17 protein-coding genes are annotated in these 16,258 nt (G+C 57.8%); 13 read left to right on the top strand and 4 right to left on the bottom strand.

The window, feature by feature from the left end; all coding sequences use genetic code 11:
* Window positions 1–36: 36 nt before the first annotated feature.
* The 3 genes from AC2FFF_RS04685 to dusB are packed head-to-tail and all read right to left on the bottom strand — an operon-like array spanning window position 37 to window position 3,494.
* On the bottom strand, window positions 37–1,404 hold the full coding sequence (locus AC2FFF_RS04685) for a response regulator (protein ID WP_282021919.1): 1,368 nt from the start codon (window positions 1,402–1,404) through the stop codon (window positions 37–39).
* Between the two features lie 42 nt (window positions 1,405–1,446).
* Window positions 1,447–2,514 carry a two-component system sensor histidine kinase NtrB gene (locus AC2FFF_RS04680; protein WP_282021918.1) on the bottom strand — a complete coding sequence of 356 codons (1,068 nt, stop codon included), beginning with the start codon at window positions 2,512–2,514 and terminating at the stop codon, window positions 1,447–1,449.
* Window positions 2,511–3,494 (bottom strand): tRNA dihydrouridine synthase DusB, encoded by a 984-nt coding sequence (gene dusB, locus AC2FFF_RS04675; RefSeq protein ID WP_496728339.1) that lies wholly within the window; start codon window positions 3,492–3,494, stop codon window positions 2,511–2,513. Before dusB ends, AC2FFF_RS04680 begins: the two co-directional genes overlap by 4 nt.
* Window positions 3,495–3,678: 184 nt before the next feature.
* Here dusB and AC2FFF_RS04670 point away from each other — a divergent pair, with 184 nt between their 5' ends.
* The 6 genes from AC2FFF_RS04670 to AC2FFF_RS04645 all read left to right on the top strand — a co-directional run bounded on the left by AC2FFF_RS04670 (window position 3,679) and on the right by AC2FFF_RS04645 (window position 9,634).
* Window positions 3,679–4,809, top strand: a complete 1,131-nt coding sequence (locus AC2FFF_RS04670) for a bifunctional 2-C-methyl-D-erythritol 4-phosphate cytidylyltransferase/2-C-methyl-D-erythritol 2,4-cyclodiphosphate synthase (protein WP_281972007.1) — start codon at window positions 3,679–3,681, stop codon at window positions 4,807–4,809.
* On the top strand, window positions 4,806–5,303 hold the full coding sequence (locus tag AC2FFF_RS04665; RefSeq protein ID WP_142633508.1) for a phosphatidylglycerophosphatase A family protein: 498 nt from the start codon (window positions 4,806–4,808) through the stop codon (window positions 5,301–5,303). Before AC2FFF_RS04670 ends, AC2FFF_RS04665 begins: the two co-directional genes overlap by 4 nt.
* The gene (locus AC2FFF_RS04660; protein WP_281972006.1) at window positions 5,300–5,779 is read left to right on the top strand and encodes a CinA family protein; all 480 of its coding nucleotides are present in this window, start codon (window positions 5,300–5,302) and stop codon (window positions 5,777–5,779) included. Before AC2FFF_RS04665 ends, AC2FFF_RS04660 begins: the two co-directional genes overlap by 4 nt.
* Before the next feature lie 148 nt (window positions 5,780–5,927).
* The gene (locus tag AC2FFF_RS04655) at window positions 5,928–7,109 is read left to right on the top strand and encodes an ammonium transporter (RefSeq protein ID WP_281972005.1); all 1,182 of its coding nucleotides are present in this window, start codon (window positions 5,928–5,930) and stop codon (window positions 7,107–7,109) included.
* 128 nt (window positions 7,110–7,237) lie between these two features.
* On the top strand, window positions 7,238–7,918 hold the full coding sequence (locus AC2FFF_RS04650; protein WP_142633501.1) for an orotate phosphoribosyltransferase: 681 nt from the start codon (window positions 7,238–7,240) through the stop codon (window positions 7,916–7,918).
* Between the two features lie 225 nt (window positions 7,919–8,143).
* Window positions 8,144–9,634: a replicative DNA helicase gene (locus AC2FFF_RS04645; RefSeq protein WP_142633499.1), complete on the top strand. Its 1,491-nt coding sequence runs from the start codon at window positions 8,144–8,146 to the stop codon at window positions 9,632–9,634.
* 3 nt (window positions 9,635–9,637) lie between these two features.
* On the opposite strand, the gene AC2FFF_RS04640 is transcribed toward AC2FFF_RS04645, so the two are convergent.
* Window positions 9,638–10,180, bottom strand: coding sequence for a GNAT family N-acetyltransferase (locus AC2FFF_RS04640; protein WP_281972004.1), 543 nt, complete (start codon window positions 10,178–10,180; stop codon window positions 9,638–9,640).
* A gap of 232 nt (window positions 10,181–10,412) precedes the next feature.
* Here AC2FFF_RS04640 and alr point away from each other — a divergent pair, with 232 nt between their 5' ends.
* The 7 genes from alr (at window position 10,413) to radA (ending at window position 16,235) form a co-directional block, all read left to right on the top strand.
* Window positions 10,413–11,447 carry an alanine racemase gene (gene alr / locus AC2FFF_RS04635; RefSeq protein WP_281994538.1) on the top strand — a complete coding sequence of 345 codons (1,035 nt, stop codon included), beginning with the start codon at window positions 10,413–10,415 and terminating at the stop codon, window positions 11,445–11,447.
* Window positions 11,444–12,226 carry an MlaE family ABC transporter permease gene (locus AC2FFF_RS04630; protein WP_142633494.1) on the top strand — a complete coding sequence of 261 codons (783 nt, stop codon included), beginning with the start codon at window positions 11,444–11,446 and terminating at the stop codon, window positions 12,224–12,226. The genes alr and AC2FFF_RS04630 overlap by 4 nt, the downstream gene beginning before the upstream one ends.
* Entirely contained in the window at window positions 12,223–12,969 is a 747-nt protein-coding gene (locus AC2FFF_RS04625) for an ABC transporter ATP-binding protein (protein WP_282021912.1), read from the top strand. The genes AC2FFF_RS04630 and AC2FFF_RS04625 overlap by 4 nt, the downstream gene beginning before the upstream one ends.
* Entirely contained in the window at window positions 12,969–13,361 is a 393-nt protein-coding gene (locus AC2FFF_RS04620; protein ID WP_496710295.1) for a hypothetical protein, read from the top strand. Before AC2FFF_RS04625 ends, AC2FFF_RS04620 begins: the two co-directional genes overlap by 1 nt.
* 10 nt (window positions 13,362–13,371) lie before the next feature.
* Entirely contained in the window at window positions 13,372–13,824 is a 453-nt protein-coding gene (locus AC2FFF_RS04615) for a paraquat-inducible protein A (RefSeq protein ID WP_496710294.1), read from the top strand.
* Window positions 13,825–13,972: 148 nt separating this feature from the next.
* Window positions 13,973–14,752, top strand: coding sequence for a DNA repair protein (locus AC2FFF_RS04610; RefSeq protein WP_496675888.1), 780 nt, complete (start codon window positions 13,973–13,975; stop codon window positions 14,750–14,752).
* Between the two features lie 121 nt (window positions 14,753–14,873).
* The gene (gene radA / locus AC2FFF_RS04605) at window positions 14,874–16,235 is read left to right on the top strand and encodes a DNA repair protein RadA (RefSeq protein WP_281994535.1); all 1,362 of its coding nucleotides are present in this window, start codon (window positions 14,874–14,876) and stop codon (window positions 16,233–16,235) included.
* The last annotated feature ends 23 nt before the right edge of the window (window positions 16,236–16,258 follow it).

The raw sequence follows: 16,258 nt of genomic DNA, 5'->3' as shown, positions 1-16,258 counted from the left end.
GGTCGAAACCCGGATGCCACGCTTTGTGTGGCGATATTACATCAGTTTGCGCCGCCGTGTCACCTGAATATCGAGCTCTGTTATCTTTTTGCGCAGCGTATTCCGGTTAATCCCTAGAAGATCAGCACATTTTGCCTGATTTCCCCCGGTCGCATCCAGGGCCAGTTCAATCAAAGGCGCCTCAACCTCACGCAAAATACGCTGATACAGACCCGGAGGTGGCAACATATTTCCATGTAGATCGAAATAGCGGCGCAGGTGGCGTTCGACCGAAGCCGAGAGCTTTTCGCGTTCTCCATTGCCTAGCACCGGCTCGGCTTCGGGTTGGCTGCCCAGCACCGACTCGACCTCGGTTTTGGAGATTTCATCGGCGCGGCTGGTCAGGCTCAAACGACGGACCGCATTTTCAAGCTGCCGTACATTTCCGGGCCAGGAATAGCGCCGTACCAGCTCGACCGCATCCGGACTGAACCAGCGTTTCGCGCCATGTTCGCGTTCTTCACGCGCCAGAAAATGATCGGCAAGCAAGGTGATATCATCGACCCTTTCGCGAAGGGCCGGAACATGCACTGTCGCACCGCAAAGGCGATAATACAGGTCTTGCCGGACGCGCCCGTTCTCCATGGCTTCGGTCAGGTCCGATTGGCTCGTAGCCATGAACCGAGGAACATGATCGCCTGGAGTGTCCATCATCCGAACGAGACGCGCCTGTAGTTCGTCATCAATATCCGCGATCTCGTCGATAAGCAGCGTACCGCCCCGCACCCGTGCCATGACGCGCGCCGGGCCTTCAAGATCCAGCAGGTCGGCGGCAGTGGCCGTTACAAATGGCAGCGTCCTGCGATCGGAAAAATCATGTATCGCTTTGGCGATCAACGACTTGCCCGTTCCACTCTCGCCCGAAATCATGACCGACAGATCGGTATTCATCACCCGCGCCACCAAGCGATACAGCGCCTGCATCACTGGTGTCCGCCCCACCAGAGGCAGCTCTTCCGGACGCTCTTGGGACGTGTTACCGGCATCTGACGGCGTGCGCTGTTTCTGTTCCAGCGCGCGCGCGGTACGCTTCATCAAATCCGGCAGGTCGAAGGGTTTCGGCAGATAGTCATAAGCTTCCGCCTCGGCTGCCTGGATGGCCGTCATGATCGTGTTTTGCGCCGAAATCACGATGACCGGTAATCCCGGTCGGTCCTGTGCGATTTTTGGCAACATCTCGAGCCCATTGCCATCCGGCATAACTACATCGGATATGACCACGTCGCCTTTGCCCTCGGCCACCCAACGCATCAAAGTGGTCAACGACGAGGTTGCATGCACCTTACACCCAGCGCGTGTCAGGGCCTGTGTCAGAACGGTCCGAATTGTGCGGTCGTCATCTGCAACCAGTACTGTTCCATCCATCAGGTGCTTTCCTTATTCTTGCTCTTTCCGGCGGTTTATTGACTATTTCGCGTCACGCGGCGCGCGTCTCAGAGAGATGCGAAATTCCGTTCGTCCCGGAACCGACTCGGCCGAAATCCAGCCGTCGTGGTCCGAAATGATCTTGCTGACCAGCGCCAGCCCCAGGCCGGTGCCGTTTTCCTTGCCCGACACAAACGGGTCGAATATCTCGCCCCGAATCTTCTCCGGCAGACCGGGGCCGTCATCGGTCACTTCGATTTGCAGTGGCAGAGAATGACCTGACCCGTCGCTGCGTCGCAGGCGGAAAGAATGTTCAAAATACGTCCTTAAACGTATGGTTCCCCCTTTAGGGTCAGCGGCTTCCGAGGCATTCTTTAACAAATTCAAGATGACCTGCAGAAACTGATCCGGGTCGCCATAAGCAAGTGGCAACGACGGGTCGTAATCCTCGATGATCGTCATATGGGCACCGAAACCCAACAGGGCCGACCGCCGTGCCCGATCCAGCACGTCATGTATGTTGACCGGTTTGAAATCGGGCTCAGAGAGATTTCCGAATTGTTCAACCTGCTCCAACAGTTTTACGATACGGCGACTCTCTTCGACAATAAGATCTGTTAATTCAAGGTCTTGCTGCGAGATATTCATGCTGAGAAGCTGCGCCGCGCCGGTAATTCCTGCCAGAGGGTTCTTAATTTCATGCGCAAGCATCTCGGCCATGCCGATCGCCGATTGCGCAGCAGATTTCACCGTGTTTCCACGGGTCATACGCCCAGCAAGTTCACGCGGCGTGATGATCATGATCATTGACCCCGGATGCCCAACAAGCGGTGCGATCTGAAGCGCACATTGCAACGGCGCGCGGTTGCCTGACCCTACATCCACATCGTTCACAAATAGTGGCGTACCTTGATGACGCGCTCTCAGAAACGCTTCTTCTAATGGAGCGTCCACGGCAATCTGATCCCAGACGGGATGCCCGATCACGGATTTGCGCGAGGCATTCAGGAACCCTTCACCGGCGGAGTTTATGTCTGCGATCCGGTCATCTGCATCTATGACAAAGGCAGGAACGGGCAGCGAGGTCCAGATGCTGTGATCCGAGGTCATGCCGCCTCCTCTGCATCACTGCCAAGTGCAACACTCAGCAGGTGCATCACCTCATCCGTGTTGCGCGATGTCAGCACCGCCCGGCGCAACGGGGCCGGTGTTCCAGCCTCATCCATATACCAGCCGAGATGCTTGCGAGCGACGCGCAGGCCCAGATCCAAACCATAAAACCCCAGCATGGCCTGATAATGGGCACGAACCATGTCGATCAAATCACAACCAGCGGGAATGACTGGCGCCTCTGCCCCGTATAACTCATGCCCCATCTGCGCCAGTAGCCACGGTTTACCCTGTGCCCCACGCCCAACCATGACCCCATCGGCGGCGGACTGATCCAGCGCTATGCGTGCAGCGCCAGAATCAACTATGTCACCATTCGCAATCACCGGAATCGAGACCGCTTCTTTGACCGCCCGGATTGCGCTCCAATCGGCATGCCCTTTGTAGAACTGGCAACGTGTGCGGCCATGGATCGTGACCATTTGTATCCCAGCATCCTGCGCCCGCCTTGCCACATTGGGCGCGTTCAGCAATTTGTCATCCCATCCCAACCGGGTTTTCAGCGTCACGGGCACGTCCACGGCGCTGACAACGGCGTCGATCAATGTCAGCGCGTGGTCAGGTGTCTTCAGTAGGGCCGAGCCCGAATATCCATTTGTCACCTTCTTGGCCGGGCAGCCCATATTGATATCAATCACGCGCGCACCCCGATCAGCGACCTGGCGGGCCGCCTCGGCCATCCAATACGCCTCGCGTCCGGCAAGCTGGACAGCTGTGTTTTCCACATCCGCAGACAGCTCGGCCCGTTCGCGCACACCGGGTTTGGCCTGCACCATTTCCTGGCTAGCCACCATTTCGCTGACCACCATACCGGCACCAAAGCGCATCACCAGATCGCGAAACGGACGATCAGTGATTCCAGCCATGGGCGCCAGTAGTACGGGCGGGTTCAAATCTTTGTCGGCAAGTCGCAGAGTCAACGTGCTTAATCCTTGAGCAGTTGCAGCTTTGATATCGAATTGAGTGCATATGAACAACAAAACCGCCATGAACAAGCATGCAAAATCATCGTTTGCCTATTTTTTAAGCAGATGAAACCGAGTGATTGCCTCTGCTTTCACCGCACCCTAAACATTGCCCTTAACTCGTCGGAGAGCACGACACATGACGACCGCAGCTATCATTGTCGCCGCAGGACGCGGTCAACGCGCCGGAGGCGGCACGCCAAAACAGTGGCGCCATCTGGCAGGTCGTCGGGTGGCCGACTGGACCATCGACCGATTCCGCGGGCAAGTCGATCACATCGTCCTTGTGCTGTCGAAGGAGGATGCCCCCGCCTGCGAAGAATTTGAAAGCGCCGATCTGATCCTCGCGGAAGGCGGGTCAGACAGAGCAGGATCGGTGCGCAGCGGGTTGTCGGCGTTGAACGGGATGAATGTGACCCGCGTCTTGATCCACGATGTCGCACGTCCTTGTGTCAGCACCGAGATCATTGATGCCGTTCTGGCCGCTCTGGACAATTTCCCCGGTGCCGCACCTGGCCTTGCGGTGACGGACGCCTTGTGGACAGCAAGCGACACTATGGTCACTGGCACGCAGGATCGATCCGGGTTGCATGCAGCGCAAACCCCGCAGGGCTTTCACTATGACGCAATCGTCGCTGCCCACACCGCGCATCCCGGAGGTTCAGCGGATGACGTGGAAGTCGCGCGCGCCGCCGGGCTGGACGTCTGCATCGTGCCGGGCGATACGGACAACCTGAAAATCACCCGACCCGAGGATTTTGCCAGGGCGGAACGCATATTGGGAACGGATATGGATGTAAGGCTGGGGAACGGCTACGACGTGCATCGTTTTGGTGACGGGGATCACGTAATCCTGTGCGGTATCAAAGTTCCGCATAACCGATCGCTTCAGGGGCATTCTGATGCGGATGTCGGTATGCACGCAGTCACCGATGCGATTTACGGAGCATTGGCACAAGGGGATATCGGACAGCACTTTCCGCCCTCAGATCCCCAATGGAAAGGCGCGGCAAGCGAAATATTCCTGCGCCACGCGGTCGAGTTGGCCGGGCAGATGGGATATCGTATATCGAATGTCGACTGCACGCTGGTCTGCGAATACCCCAAGGTCGGGCCTCACGCCGCGGCCATGCAGACAGAGATGGCGAAGATCATGGAATTGCGCCAGGATCAGATTTCGGTCAAGGCCACAACCTCCGAGCGTTTGGGCTTTACCGGGCGTGGTGAAGGAATTGCTTCTATTGCAACAGCTTGTTTGGTGAAATCATGACCGTTGCACAACTGATTGGCACTGTTTGTGGCGTCGGATATCTGCGACCCGCCCCCGGCACCTGGGGGTCTTTGGTTGCCCTGCCCTTGGTATGGGTTCTGCATACTCTGGGCGGCTTCCCCTTACTGGCGGTCGCGACAGTCGCGGTGTTTTTCGGCGGTCTGTGGGCCACGCGTGTGATGACCGCCGGGCAAGAAGACCACGACCCTTCCGAGATTGTGATTGACGAGGTCGCAGGTCAGTTCCTCGCGCTTTGGGCGATATCCTATCCCAGTTGGGCGCACGGGATCGACATTACGGCGCTGTGGCCAGGTTGGGTAACTGGGTTTGTACTGTTCCGCCTGTTCGACATCCTGAAACCCGGCCCCGTGGGTTGGGCCGACCGGCGCGGCGACCCGATGGGCGTCATGCTGGACGATGTGATCGCCGGGGTATTCGCGGCCATAGGCATCATGTTGGCCGCCGGGTTCAGCCACGGAGTTCTGGGGTTGTGACCGTTTCCGACCTGCTAGAAAGCGCCAAAGCGAAAGGGGTGATGATCACCACCGCCGAAAGCTGCACTGGCGGGATGGTCGCGGCGGCTCTGACCGACATCCCCGGCAGCTCTGCGGTCGTTGAGCGCGGTTTTGTGACCTACACAAATACTGCCAAACAGCAAATGTTGGGTGTCCGCAAGGAATCATTGGATGCCCATGGCGCGGTTTCTGAACAGGTCGCGCGCGAAATGGCCGAGGGTGCCTTGCGGAATTCACTGGCGCAACTGGCAGTGTCGGTTACCGGCATTGCAGGCCCGGGCGGATCCGAGTTTAAACCCGAAGGCCGGGTATGTTTTGGTGTGGCCGGTGACGGCATCCCACCCATGACAGAAACCGTCGAATTCGGCGCATTGGGCCGCGATCGGGTGCGCCGCGCTGCGCGGGATCACGCGCTGGCACTGCTGTCAAAGGCACTTTTCAGCACTGCCCAATAATCGGGCATGCTCGACAATTTGACGCCCAATTAATCAACACTTCAAAAAAGGCCCCTGAAATAGGCTGCTTTTTTGGGCTCTGCCTCTTTTTTCCCCAGTCGCAATCCGCTTCAAGCCCCGCCACGCATTCTGAAAAGGAGAGTGGCTGATGAATGGAGCCGATACCGCCTGGATCATAGTAGCAACCGCACTGGTCCTGTTCATGACACTTCCGGGCCTGGCCCTCTTCTATGGCGGCCTTGTACGCGCCCGCAACGTGCTGAGCGTGTTCATGCACTGCTTTAGCATCGCCTGCTTGATGAGCATTCTCTGGCTGGTCGCAGGATATTCCATCGCCTTCGGCCCCGGTGAAAGCGGGATTTGGGGCGGGTTGGACAAGGCCTTTCTGAATGGTGTTGATGCCGACAGCCTGGCCGGCACCCTGCCCGAGATTCTGTTCTTTGCCTTCCAGATGACCTTTGCCATTATCACCCCCGCCCTGATCGTCGGTGCTTATGTCGAACGGGTCGGCTTTGGCTTTGTTCTGACCTTCTCGGCCCTGTGGATGCTGCTGTGTTATGCGCCGGTGGTGCATTGGATCTGGGGCGGCGGAATGCTGAGCGATGGCGGCATTTTTGGCGAGATTGGTGTGCGAGATTTCGCCGGTGGCATTGTGGTGCATGAAACGGCAGGTCTGGCCGCTTTGATCATTGCCGTTGCACTCGGCCCGCGCCGCAATCGCACAACGCCTCCGCATAATCCGGGCTATGTCATGATCGGCGCCGCAATGCTGTGGGTCGGCTGGTTTGGGTTCAACGGCGGCTCGCAACTGGCGGCAGATGGTGGTGCGGCGATGGCGATGACCGTGACGCATCTTTCGGCGGCCACTGCATCCCTGACCTGGGCCTTGTGGGAAAAAATTCGCTTTGGCAAAGCCTCGATGGTGGGTCTTGTGACCGGAACCATCGCCGGTCTCGCCTCGATTACCCCAGCATCGGGTTTCGTCGGCCCGGTTCAGGCGCTGATCATCGGCGGAGTCGCAGGTATCCTGTGTCAGGAAGCGGTCTATGTCATGCGCAACATTTTGAAAATCGACGACACGCTGGACGTGTTTGCAGTGCATGGCGTTGGCGGCATCTTTGGCACGATCATGATCGCCTTGTTCGGTCTGGGTACTTGGACCGCGCAGCTTGGCGGGCTGGCAATCGTGGGCGTCTTTACCGCTGTGGTGACCTTTGTGCTGATCAAGCTGGTCTCAGCCGTCACGCCGCTGCGTGTGGATGCCGAGACTGAGACCAATGGCCTTGACTTGTCGGTGCATGGCGAACGTGCCTACGACATGTCAAGCTAATCACCAAGCCATTATGAAAGCTTACAGCGGGCCCCATTTGGGCCCGCTTTTCTTTTGCCTGCCCTCTCGACTCTGACGGCAGCAGCAGGCTATCAGCCCCGAAGGTTTTTCAGCTCAGAGGTCCCGCCATGATCCCCAGTTCCTTTCCCGACAGCACCGAAATCGCCCGTCTGACCGCGCGGATGCTACTGGAAATCAAGGCCGTTCACTTCAATTCGCGCGAGCCATTCACATTGGCCAGCGGACTGCCCAGCCCGACCTATATCGACTGCCGAAAGCTGATCTCGTACCCGCGCATCCGGTCTACTCTGATGGATTTCCTGACCGTTACAGTGATGCGGGATGCGGGCTTTGAAGCGTTCGATAATATCGCTGGCGGCGAAACTGCGGGCATTCCCTTTGCCGCGATGGTCGCTGAACGCATGGCCCTGCCGATGACATATGTGCGTAAAAAGCCCAAAGGCTATGGCCGCAACGCCCGGATCGAAGGCGCGATGAACGAGGGCGAGCGTGTGTTGCTGGTTGAGGATCTGACCACCGATGGCGGATCCAAACTGTCCTTCGTTGATGCGATCCGCGAAACCGGCGCGACCTGCGGGCATACGGCGGTGATCTTCTATTATGGCATCTTTCCGGAAACCGAGAAAACTCTGGGCGATCATGGGGTGAAGCTGCATTCGCTGTGCACCTGGTGGGATGTTCTGGCCGAGGCCAAAGCGCAGAAAGCCTTTGATACGGAAACACTTGACGGTGTCGAAGCCTTCCTGAACGACCCGCGCGGCTGGCAAGAGGCCAATAAACCCTCCTAAACCTGTTGTGGATGGATTGGGGATAAGCGCCAAAGAATCGGCTGAGCATATACGATATCTGGTGACTTTTCCCCGCTTTCCTACATAATAGGCCAAGCACACCACAGCGTCCAAACTGTCTGGAAAGTTATCCCTAGGCCTTACCCCCAGTTAGCCACAGGTATTTCCAGATAGCTTGCAATGGCGTTTCGCGTATAGAACCTCGGGACGGGCAGCGGGGACAAAATGAACGAGATAAGCAGCATCGAGCAGGCAGCGGCACAGATCCAAAACGCCGATACCATGCCGCATTCTATTGAGGCTGAACAACAGCTTCTGGGTGCGATCCTGACCAATAATGATCTGTATGACCGGGTCGCCTCGATCATCGGGGCCGAGCATTTCTATGATCCGGTCCATGCGCGTATTTACGAGGTCGCCGCGACCCGTATCGCCAAGAACGCGCTGGCCTCGCCCGTCACGCTGAAATCTTTCATGGCCGAGGATGAAGGCCTGAAGGAACTGGGCGGTCCGGCCTATCTGGTCAAGCTGGCCGGGGCCTCGATCAGCGCCTTTGCGGTGCATGACTATGCCCAGATGATCTATGATCTTGCCATCCGGCGCGAGTTGATCCGGCTTGGCCGCGATATCTCGGACAAGGCGGCGCGGGTCGATGTGGCGAGCGAGCCCAAGGAGCAGATCGTCGAGGCTGAACAGCAGTTGTATCAGCTGTCTGAACAAGGCCAGACAGAACAGGGGTTTCAATCCTTCCTCAAGGCGGTCACCGAGGCTGTCAACGTCACCAACGAGGCCTATCAGCGCGGTGGTGGAATGGCCGGGATTTCCACCGGTCTGACCGATTTGGACAAGCAGTTGGGTGGCTTGCACCCGTCCGACCTGATCATTCTGGCCGGGCGTCCGTCGATGGGGAAAACCTCATTGGCGACAAACGTGGCGTTCAACGTGGCCAAAGCGTACAAGCGCGGGCTGAAACCCGACGGCACCGAAGGCGCGATTGACGGCGGCGTTGTCGGGTTCTTCTCATTGGAAATGAGCGCCGAGCAGTTGGCGGGTCGGGTTCTGGCCGAAGCCTCGGAAATCTCGAGCCACAAGATCCGCCAGGGTGACATGACCGAGGGTGAGTTTCGCCGCTTTGTTGATGCGGCCAAGGAGTTGGAAGCCTGCCCGCTGTTCATTGACGACACCCCGGCACTACCGATTTCACAGCTCGCCGCGCGTGCACGGCGGTTGAAGCGGACTCACGGTCTGGACCTGCTGGTGATCGACTATCTGCAGTTGTGCCGCGGCATGGCCGAAAACCGCGTCAACGAAATCGCTGAGATTTCGATGGGTATGAAAGCCATTGCCAAGGAACTGAACATCCCGGTCATCGCATTGTCTCAGCTATCCCGGCAGGTTGAAAACCGAGACGACAAGCGCCCTCAACTGTCCGACCTGCGGGAATCAGGCTCGATCGAACAGGATGCTGACGTGGTGATGTTCGTGTTCCGCGAGGAATACTACAAAGAACGTGAAAAGCCCGGCGATCATGAGTTGGAGAAGATGGAAGAGTGGAAGCAGGCCATGGAACGCCTGCACGCCAAGGCCGAAGTTATCGTTGGCAAACAGCGCCACGGCCCCATCGGTACGGTCGAGCTGTCCTTCGAAGCACAGTTCACCCGCTTTGGGAACCTCGTCAAACCCTGGCAGCAGGACGGTCAGATCGAAGGCTACTGACCGTCACCAAAGGTCAGGTCGGTCAAACGCGCTGACACAGCGTGACGGCCCCACTATCGGATCAGCCTGTGAACCAGACAGAGATTGCCCTAGCCATCCGATCGGCTGGCTAAGCGGCATTGGCGGCTGCGCGAATGCCTCAGAAATGGGCAGGAAACCGGTTTTGCCGTAATATGACGGATCTCCGTAGGTTATTGCAAAATCGACGCCTTTGGCCCGCAGTTGGTCCAGACCAAAGGTGATCAGCTTCTGCCCGATCCCACCCTGTTGACGATCCGTCCGCACGGCCACGGGCGACATCAGAAACACCCGCCGCGGATCCTGATCAAAGGTCAGGCGCGAGAATATGATACATCCCAGAAGATCGCCCCCATCAGTCGCAACACATCCCTGCAGATCCTGATCGGGCTCGGTTTTCAGCAATTCCCTGATCAAAGATTGAATGGCCCGTCCTTCCTCGGCCCCCTCTGAAGCAGAGAACACATCATAAAAGAAATCAGGCAACCTACTGCTCTGGTTTTTGTACCCAAACGAGAGTTCAATCATGTTTTCATCCCAACAGGCCCCCTTGGGTATTAGTGAACGATCACCTTGACCCGATCATGGTTGACCACGATGTGCGCACAATAGTGATTTGGCGCCCTCAGATGTTCAATACGCAGATTTACGCTGTTTCAACCCGCTTCCCGGCCTCAAGGTGCCGTTATGCGCAACGTACAGGTCAATTATCGCTGCGACCCCCCTTGACCTGACGCGATCCAATGTCATGAACAGACGCATGAGTACTGCACGCTTAACGATCAATCTTTATACACTGGCCAGCAACTGGCAGGCGCTTGATGCAAAGACGTCCTGTGAAACGGGTGCCGTGGTCAAGGCCGACGCCTATGGCCTGGGCGCTGGTCCTGTCTCTGCCGCACTTGCTGAAGAAGGTGTCAGAAATTTCTTTGTCGCGGCTGCCGAAGAAGGTGCCGCCGTGCGCGAGGCTGTCGGACCCGACGCAACGATAAGTGTTTTTTCCGGGCATATGGAAGGCGACAGCGACCTACTGCTCCAACACAATTTGACGCCATTGCTGAATTCGCCCGAACAGTTCCGCCGCCATCGTCAGGCCTTGCCTGAACACGCCTTTGGAATCCAGTTGGATACCGGCATGAATCGCTTGGGGATTGAGCCTGCGGACTGGGCCGCGTTGCGCACAGAGATCGAGCCGCTTAATCCGTCGCTGGTGATGTCGCATCTCGCCTGTGCGGATGAACCTGACAACCCGATGAATCGCCACCAACTGCGGGTGTTCCGCGAATTGACCGATGGAAGTGCGGCCCCCAGATCGCTTGCGGCCACCGGCGGTATCCTTCTGGGCAGCGATTATCACTTCGACCTGTGCCGTCCCGGTATCGGGATGTATGGCGGACAACCCTTTGCCGATGCGAAACCCGTCGTCACCGTCGACCTTCCGGTCATTCAGGTGCGCGAGGTCGAGCCCGGCGAAAGTGTGGGATACGGCAACAGCTGGGTCGCGCGGCGCAAATCCCGTATTGCCACGGTTGCGGCCGGGTATGCGGACGGGCTTCACCGCGCTATCGGAGGCGGCATTGATGCCTTTGTGGCGGACAGGCCCTGCCCTGTCGTTGGCCGAATCTCAATGGATCTGATCACCATCGACGTAACGGATCTGCCCGAGGATCCGGAACGCCTGCGTATTCTCAACGGCCACCAGACAGTGGATGATCTGGCCGAGGCCGCCGGCACCATCGGGTATGAAATTCTGACATCTCTAGGCGCGCGCTACTCTCGGGGCTATATCGAATGAACCCTCTTTCAATGCTGGGCGGGTTGGGACGTACAGCCCTGTCTTTGCTTGCAAATTTCGGCAAGGTCGCACTGTTCTTCGTTGACGCAATCTCGCATATTTTCCGCCCCCCCTATTATCCGCGCGAATTTGCGGTCGCTCTTATGAATATCGGTTGGATGTCCCTGCCGGTGGTTGGCCTGACGGCGATATTTACCGGCGGTGCATTGGCGCTTCAGATCTATGCAGGTGGTGCGCGTTTCAATGCCGAAGCTGTGGTGCCACAAATCGTAGCGATTGGCATGGTGCGCGAGCTTGGGCCTGTTCTGGGCGGTCTTATGATTGCGGCGCGGGTCACATCCTCCATCGCCGCCGAAATCGCGACCATGAAAGTGACCGAGCAGATCGACGCGCTGGTAACTTTGTCCACCCATCCGATGAAATACCTCACCGCGCCGCGGGTGCTGGCCGCCGTCATCACAGTGCCGATTCTAGTTGCGGTTGGCGATGTGATCGGCATTGCGGGCGGATATATCGTGGCGACCCAAAGCCTGGGCTTCAACGCCGCGGCCTACCTGCAAAACACCATGAATTTCCTCGAATTTCATGACATCGTCTCCTCGCTTACCAAGGGCGCGGCCTTTGGCCTGATCACTGCGACCATGGGCTGTTACTACGGTATGAACTCGGGCCGGGGCGCGCAGGGCGTTGGCGCTGCGACCAAATCTTCGGTCGAGGCTGCCGCAATCATGATTCTGGCTGCAAACTTCGTTCTGACAGGGGTGTTCTTCTCGATATGATCCGGATGGAGAATGTACATAAAGCCTTTGGGTCCAATCAGGTCCTCAAAGGCGTCAATATTGAGATCCCCAAGGGCACCTCGATGGTCATCATCGGCGGGTCGGGCACCGGCAAATCGGTGGCGCTGAAATGCGTTCTTGGCCTGATCAAACCCGATAGCGGCACGGTCTATGTAGACGGTAAAGACGCCACCAAAGGCGACCGCGATGCCTTTCTGGCCCGCTTCGGAATGCTGTTTCAGGGCGGAGCGCTGTTCGACTCGCTGCCCGTCTGGCAAAACGTCGCCTTCCGCCTGCTGCGCGGCTCGCTCAAACGCCCCGTGGACGAGGCGCGCGAGATCGCCATCGAGAAACTGCGCCGCGTGGGTCTGAAAGCGGATGTGGCCGATCGTTTCCCGGCCGAACTGTCGGGCGGTATGCAAAAACGCGTAGGCCTGGCCCGCGCCATCGCCGCCGAGCCCGAGATCATTTTCTTCGATGAGCCCACCACCGGCCTTGATCCCATCATGTCCGGCGTCATCAACGACCTGATCCGCGAGATCGTTACCGAAATGGGCGCCACCGCGATGACCATCACCCACGACATGAGCTCGGTCCGCGCGATTGCCGATAACGTCGCCATGCTGCACGGAGGCGTGATCCAATGGACCGGCCCCGTCGGGCAGATGGACGCCTCGGGCGACCCCTATGTGGAACAGTTCATCAGCGGTAGTGCTGAGGGGCCGATTGAGGCGGTTCGGTAGTGGAGGCACTCTCCTTCATCCTCTACCCACTGCCATTTACATACCTAATATCTGTAGTGGCAGCTTGGTTCCTCGTTCATACTATAGGTGAAAAATCCGGTATACCACGCGCGATAAAAGCTGAAGTGATCTTCTATCCAATCTTTCTCTCAGTGCTGAAAGGCTTCGTGCCCGGGATTCTTCTGTCCATTGTTTTGTCTGAGGTATTTGGTGTTGTTGGCCCATTAGTGCTGTTACCAACAGAGGTTGGCTATGTGGTGTCAGGGTTGCTTTTGCATAGAAAACTTCACCAGTCTGTATCCGATAAATTGGCTGCCCACTGCATTGTTGGCGCCATCGCCCTCATTTACATAGTAGGTTGGGTAGCGATTGCTGGCAGTTTGAAGGCTTAGAGATTTGAATATGACCCTCCGCCTCGCCACCCTCTCGCTCCTGATCCTCTACCCCATCGCGTGGTTCGCCCCGCTGATGCGTGCAGGGTTCCTGCCCATCTTCGGCCTTTCCGAAATCAGCGTCATCACCGGGCTCCAGTCCCTTTGGAAGTCCGATATCTTCCTCGCGCTGATCGTCACCGTCTTTGCCCTTTTCGCGCCCTATCTGAAAACCATCGGCACCGCCCTGATCCAATGGGACCTGCTGGATGCACGTGTTCAACCTGCGCTGAACATCCTCGGCAAGCTGGCGATGGCCGACATTTTCCTCATCGCGCTCTATATCACGCTGGCCAAGGGCATCTCTTACGCGACCATCGAAACCGCCTGGGGGCTTTACCTGTTTACGGCCTGTATTTTGGCCTCAATCGGCTTGGGTATTATTACCGAGATGACATCCAGATCACGAAATGATCAGACCTAATTGATTGAAAACACTAATCTGAGTATCATCTTAATATTTCGAGCAGCCAGTTTCTTGTAGTGATCGGTCCGTAGCGGATCAAAACCTATGTTCCATCTTTCTCCGCTTCGGCCCGATATGTATCGGTTTGAGAAGGAGATCGTCGAACATGACCGCCCTCCACACGTTAACGTTGCAGTTTCAAAACGCATTTCTACGACTGACATTTTTTCTGATTTGTTCCGCGGCTTTTCTGGCCGTCGCAACCACTATGCTATCCGCCATGGGCGTACTGCCCTGGCTCTCCATGCAAGCCGGACTGGCAGGCGGTACCATCATCGACGCCGGGATCTATGTTCAGATTGGCCTGACCGCTCTGATCCTGATGCTGGCCTTCTACCTTCCTGCGAATGCCCGGATGATGGCGCTGGAAAACGCGCACCGTAAATTTGCGCTGAACATGCACGACATCGCCCATGCCTATCAGCTGGCCCATGCGCAGGACCGCAGCGGGGCATTTATCCTGTCGTCCGAATTTGATGCGGTCAAAGAGCGGATGGCCTTCCTGCGCCAACATCCCAACCTGCAATCGCTCGAACCTGAGATTCTGGAGTTGGCCGCGCAAATGAGCCAGATAAGCCAAGAACTGGCCGAAACTTACGGGGATACCCGCATCGCCCGTGCCCGCACATTCCTGCAGCAACGCCAGGAAGAGATCGAACTGTTTCAGCAACGGCTGGAAGAGGCGCAAACCATTCAGCACGAGCTGCGCCAGTGGACCCATGATGTTGAAATCGAGGAATCCATCGCTCGTTCTCAGCTAACCCGCCTGCGCGACGAACTTTTCGAACTGTTGCCGGAATTGTCAGCGCAACTGCAGCAGCCCAAGGACGGTGCATCGAAGCCGTCGAGCGTCATAGCTATGTCGCCACCTCGCGCCGCCGAATAGGCGCGACGGCGCCCGCTTTGGACAATGGCCCAAACGGGCCTAAGGATATGGCGCGCTACCGGCCGAGATGAAGGCTCACGAGGGCTTGAAGAACCGCCATTCCTCGGGCACCAAGGGCGTCATGGCAAAGATAACTTTTTCATGCTCGGCCTGCGGAGCCACTCATTCACGGTGGTCCGGGCGCTGTGACGGCTGCGGTGAATGGAATTCCATCACGCAAGACGTACCCCTTTCGGCTGGCCCGGCCAAAAAATCCCTCGGTGGTAAGCGCGGCCAGTCTATCACACTCACGGACCTGTCGACCGAGGAAACTCCCCCTCCCCGCACGCTCTGCGGGGTCGAGGAGCTGGATCGCGTGCTGGGAGGCGGACTCGTCCCCGCCTCGGCCTTGCTGGTAGGTGGGGATCCGGGCATCGGCAAATCCACCCTTTTGCTGCAGGCCGCGGCCCGGTTCTCGCGTGCGGGTGTGAAAACCATTTACGTCTCGGGCGAGGAAGCCAGCGCGCAGGTTAGGATGCGCGCGCGCCGGTTAGGGCTTGAAGATGCGCCTGTGCAACTGGCCGCCGAAACCAACCTGCGTAACATCCTCACCACGTTGGAAGCCGAGAAACCCGGTCTCGCAATCATCGACTCAATTCAAACCATGTGGGCCGACAACGTCGACAGCGCACCGGGTTCAGTGTCACAAGTCCGCGCCGCAGCACATGAATTGACCACGTTTGCGAAACGACACGGAGTTTCAATCATCATGGTTGGCCATGTCACCAAAGATGGTCAGATCGCTGGCCCCCGCGTGGTTGAACACATGGTCGATACCGTTCTTTATTTCGAAGGCGAACGCGGGCATCAGTTCCGCATTCTGCGCGCGGTCAAGAACCGGTTTGGTCCAGCCGATGAGATTGGAGTGTTCGAGATGACAGGCAAGGGTCTGGCACAAGTCACAAACCCGTCGGCCCTGTTTCTATCTGAACGCGGCAAGCCCAGCCCCGGATCGGCCGTATTTGCTGGTATCGAAGGGACACGGCCGGTTCTGGTCGAGCTTCAGGCGCTGGTTGCCCCATCCCCCCACTCTCAGCCTCGCCGAACCGTCGTCGGCTGGGACAGCGGACGGCTGGCAATGATCCTTGCCGTGCTCGAAGCCCGTTGCGGCATCCCCTTTGCCGGGCTTGATGTCTATCTCAACGTCGCAGGCGGGCTTAAAATCACCGAGCCAGCCGCGGACCTTGCCGTTGCTGCCGCGCTACTCAGCGCGCGCGAGGACACAGCCCTGCCAACGGACACCGTCGTTTTCGGAGAAATCTCGTTGTCCGGGGCACTTAGACCGGCCCCTCAGACAGAAAACAGGTTGAAAGAAGCCCAAAAACTTGGTTTCTCATCCGCCATAGCTCCGGCAGGCGGGAAAACCGGTACTGTGGCAGGTCTGACACTCACCCGGCCCTCTGATTTGGTAGGGTTTGTTGGCGAAACCTTCGGAGCAGGTTAAGGTAACGCCTTGAGGGGCAGAAA

Source organism: Ruegeria sp. YTSA226 (assembly GCF_059609905.1).
This window is presented reverse-complemented; position numbering and strand designations above follow the sequence as displayed.

Coding starts and splice junctions, on each gene's coding strand:
- AC2FFF_RS04650 (WP_142633501.1), top strand. CDS start 7,238: ATGATCCCCAGTTCCTTTCCCGACAGCACCGAAATCGCCCGTCTGACC.
- AC2FFF_RS04685 (WP_282021919.1), bottom strand. CDS start 1,404: ATGGATGGAACAGTACTGGTTGCAGATGACGACCGCACAATTCGGACC.
- AC2FFF_RS04670 (WP_281972007.1), top strand. CDS start 3,679: ATGACGACCGCAGCTATCATTGTCGCCGCAGGACGCGGTCAACGCGCC.
- AC2FFF_RS04625 (WP_282021912.1), top strand. CDS start 12,223: ATGATCCGGATGGAGAATGTACATAAAGCCTTTGGGTCCAATCAGGTC.
- AC2FFF_RS04645 (WP_142633499.1), top strand. CDS start 8,144: ATGAACGAGATAAGCAGCATCGAGCAGGCAGCGGCACAGATCCAAAAC.
- AC2FFF_RS04640 (WP_281972004.1), bottom strand. CDS start 10,180: ATGATTGAACTCTCGTTTGGGTACAAAAACCAGAGCAGTAGGTTGCCT.
- alr (WP_281994538.1), top strand. CDS start 10,413: ATGAGTACTGCACGCTTAACGATCAATCTTTATACACTGGCCAGCAAC.
- radA (WP_281994535.1), top strand. CDS start 14,874: ATGGCAAAGATAACTTTTTCATGCTCGGCCTGCGGAGCCACTCATTCA.
- AC2FFF_RS04665 (WP_142633508.1), top strand. CDS start 4,806: ATGACCGTTGCACAACTGATTGGCACTGTTTGTGGCGTCGGATATCTG.
- AC2FFF_RS04610 (WP_496675888.1), top strand. CDS start 13,973: ATGACCGCCCTCCACACGTTAACGTTGCAGTTTCAAAACGCATTTCTA.
- AC2FFF_RS04655 (WP_281972005.1), top strand. CDS start 5,928: ATGAATGGAGCCGATACCGCCTGGATCATAGTAGCAACCGCACTGGTC.
- AC2FFF_RS04680 (WP_282021918.1), bottom strand. CDS start 2,514: ATGACCTCGGATCACAGCATCTGGACCTCGCTGCCCGTTCCTGCCTTT.
- AC2FFF_RS04630 (WP_142633494.1), top strand. CDS start 11,444: ATGAACCCTCTTTCAATGCTGGGCGGGTTGGGACGTACAGCCCTGTCT.
- AC2FFF_RS04615 (WP_496710294.1), top strand. CDS start 13,372: ATGACCCTCCGCCTCGCCACCCTCTCGCTCCTGATCCTCTACCCCATC.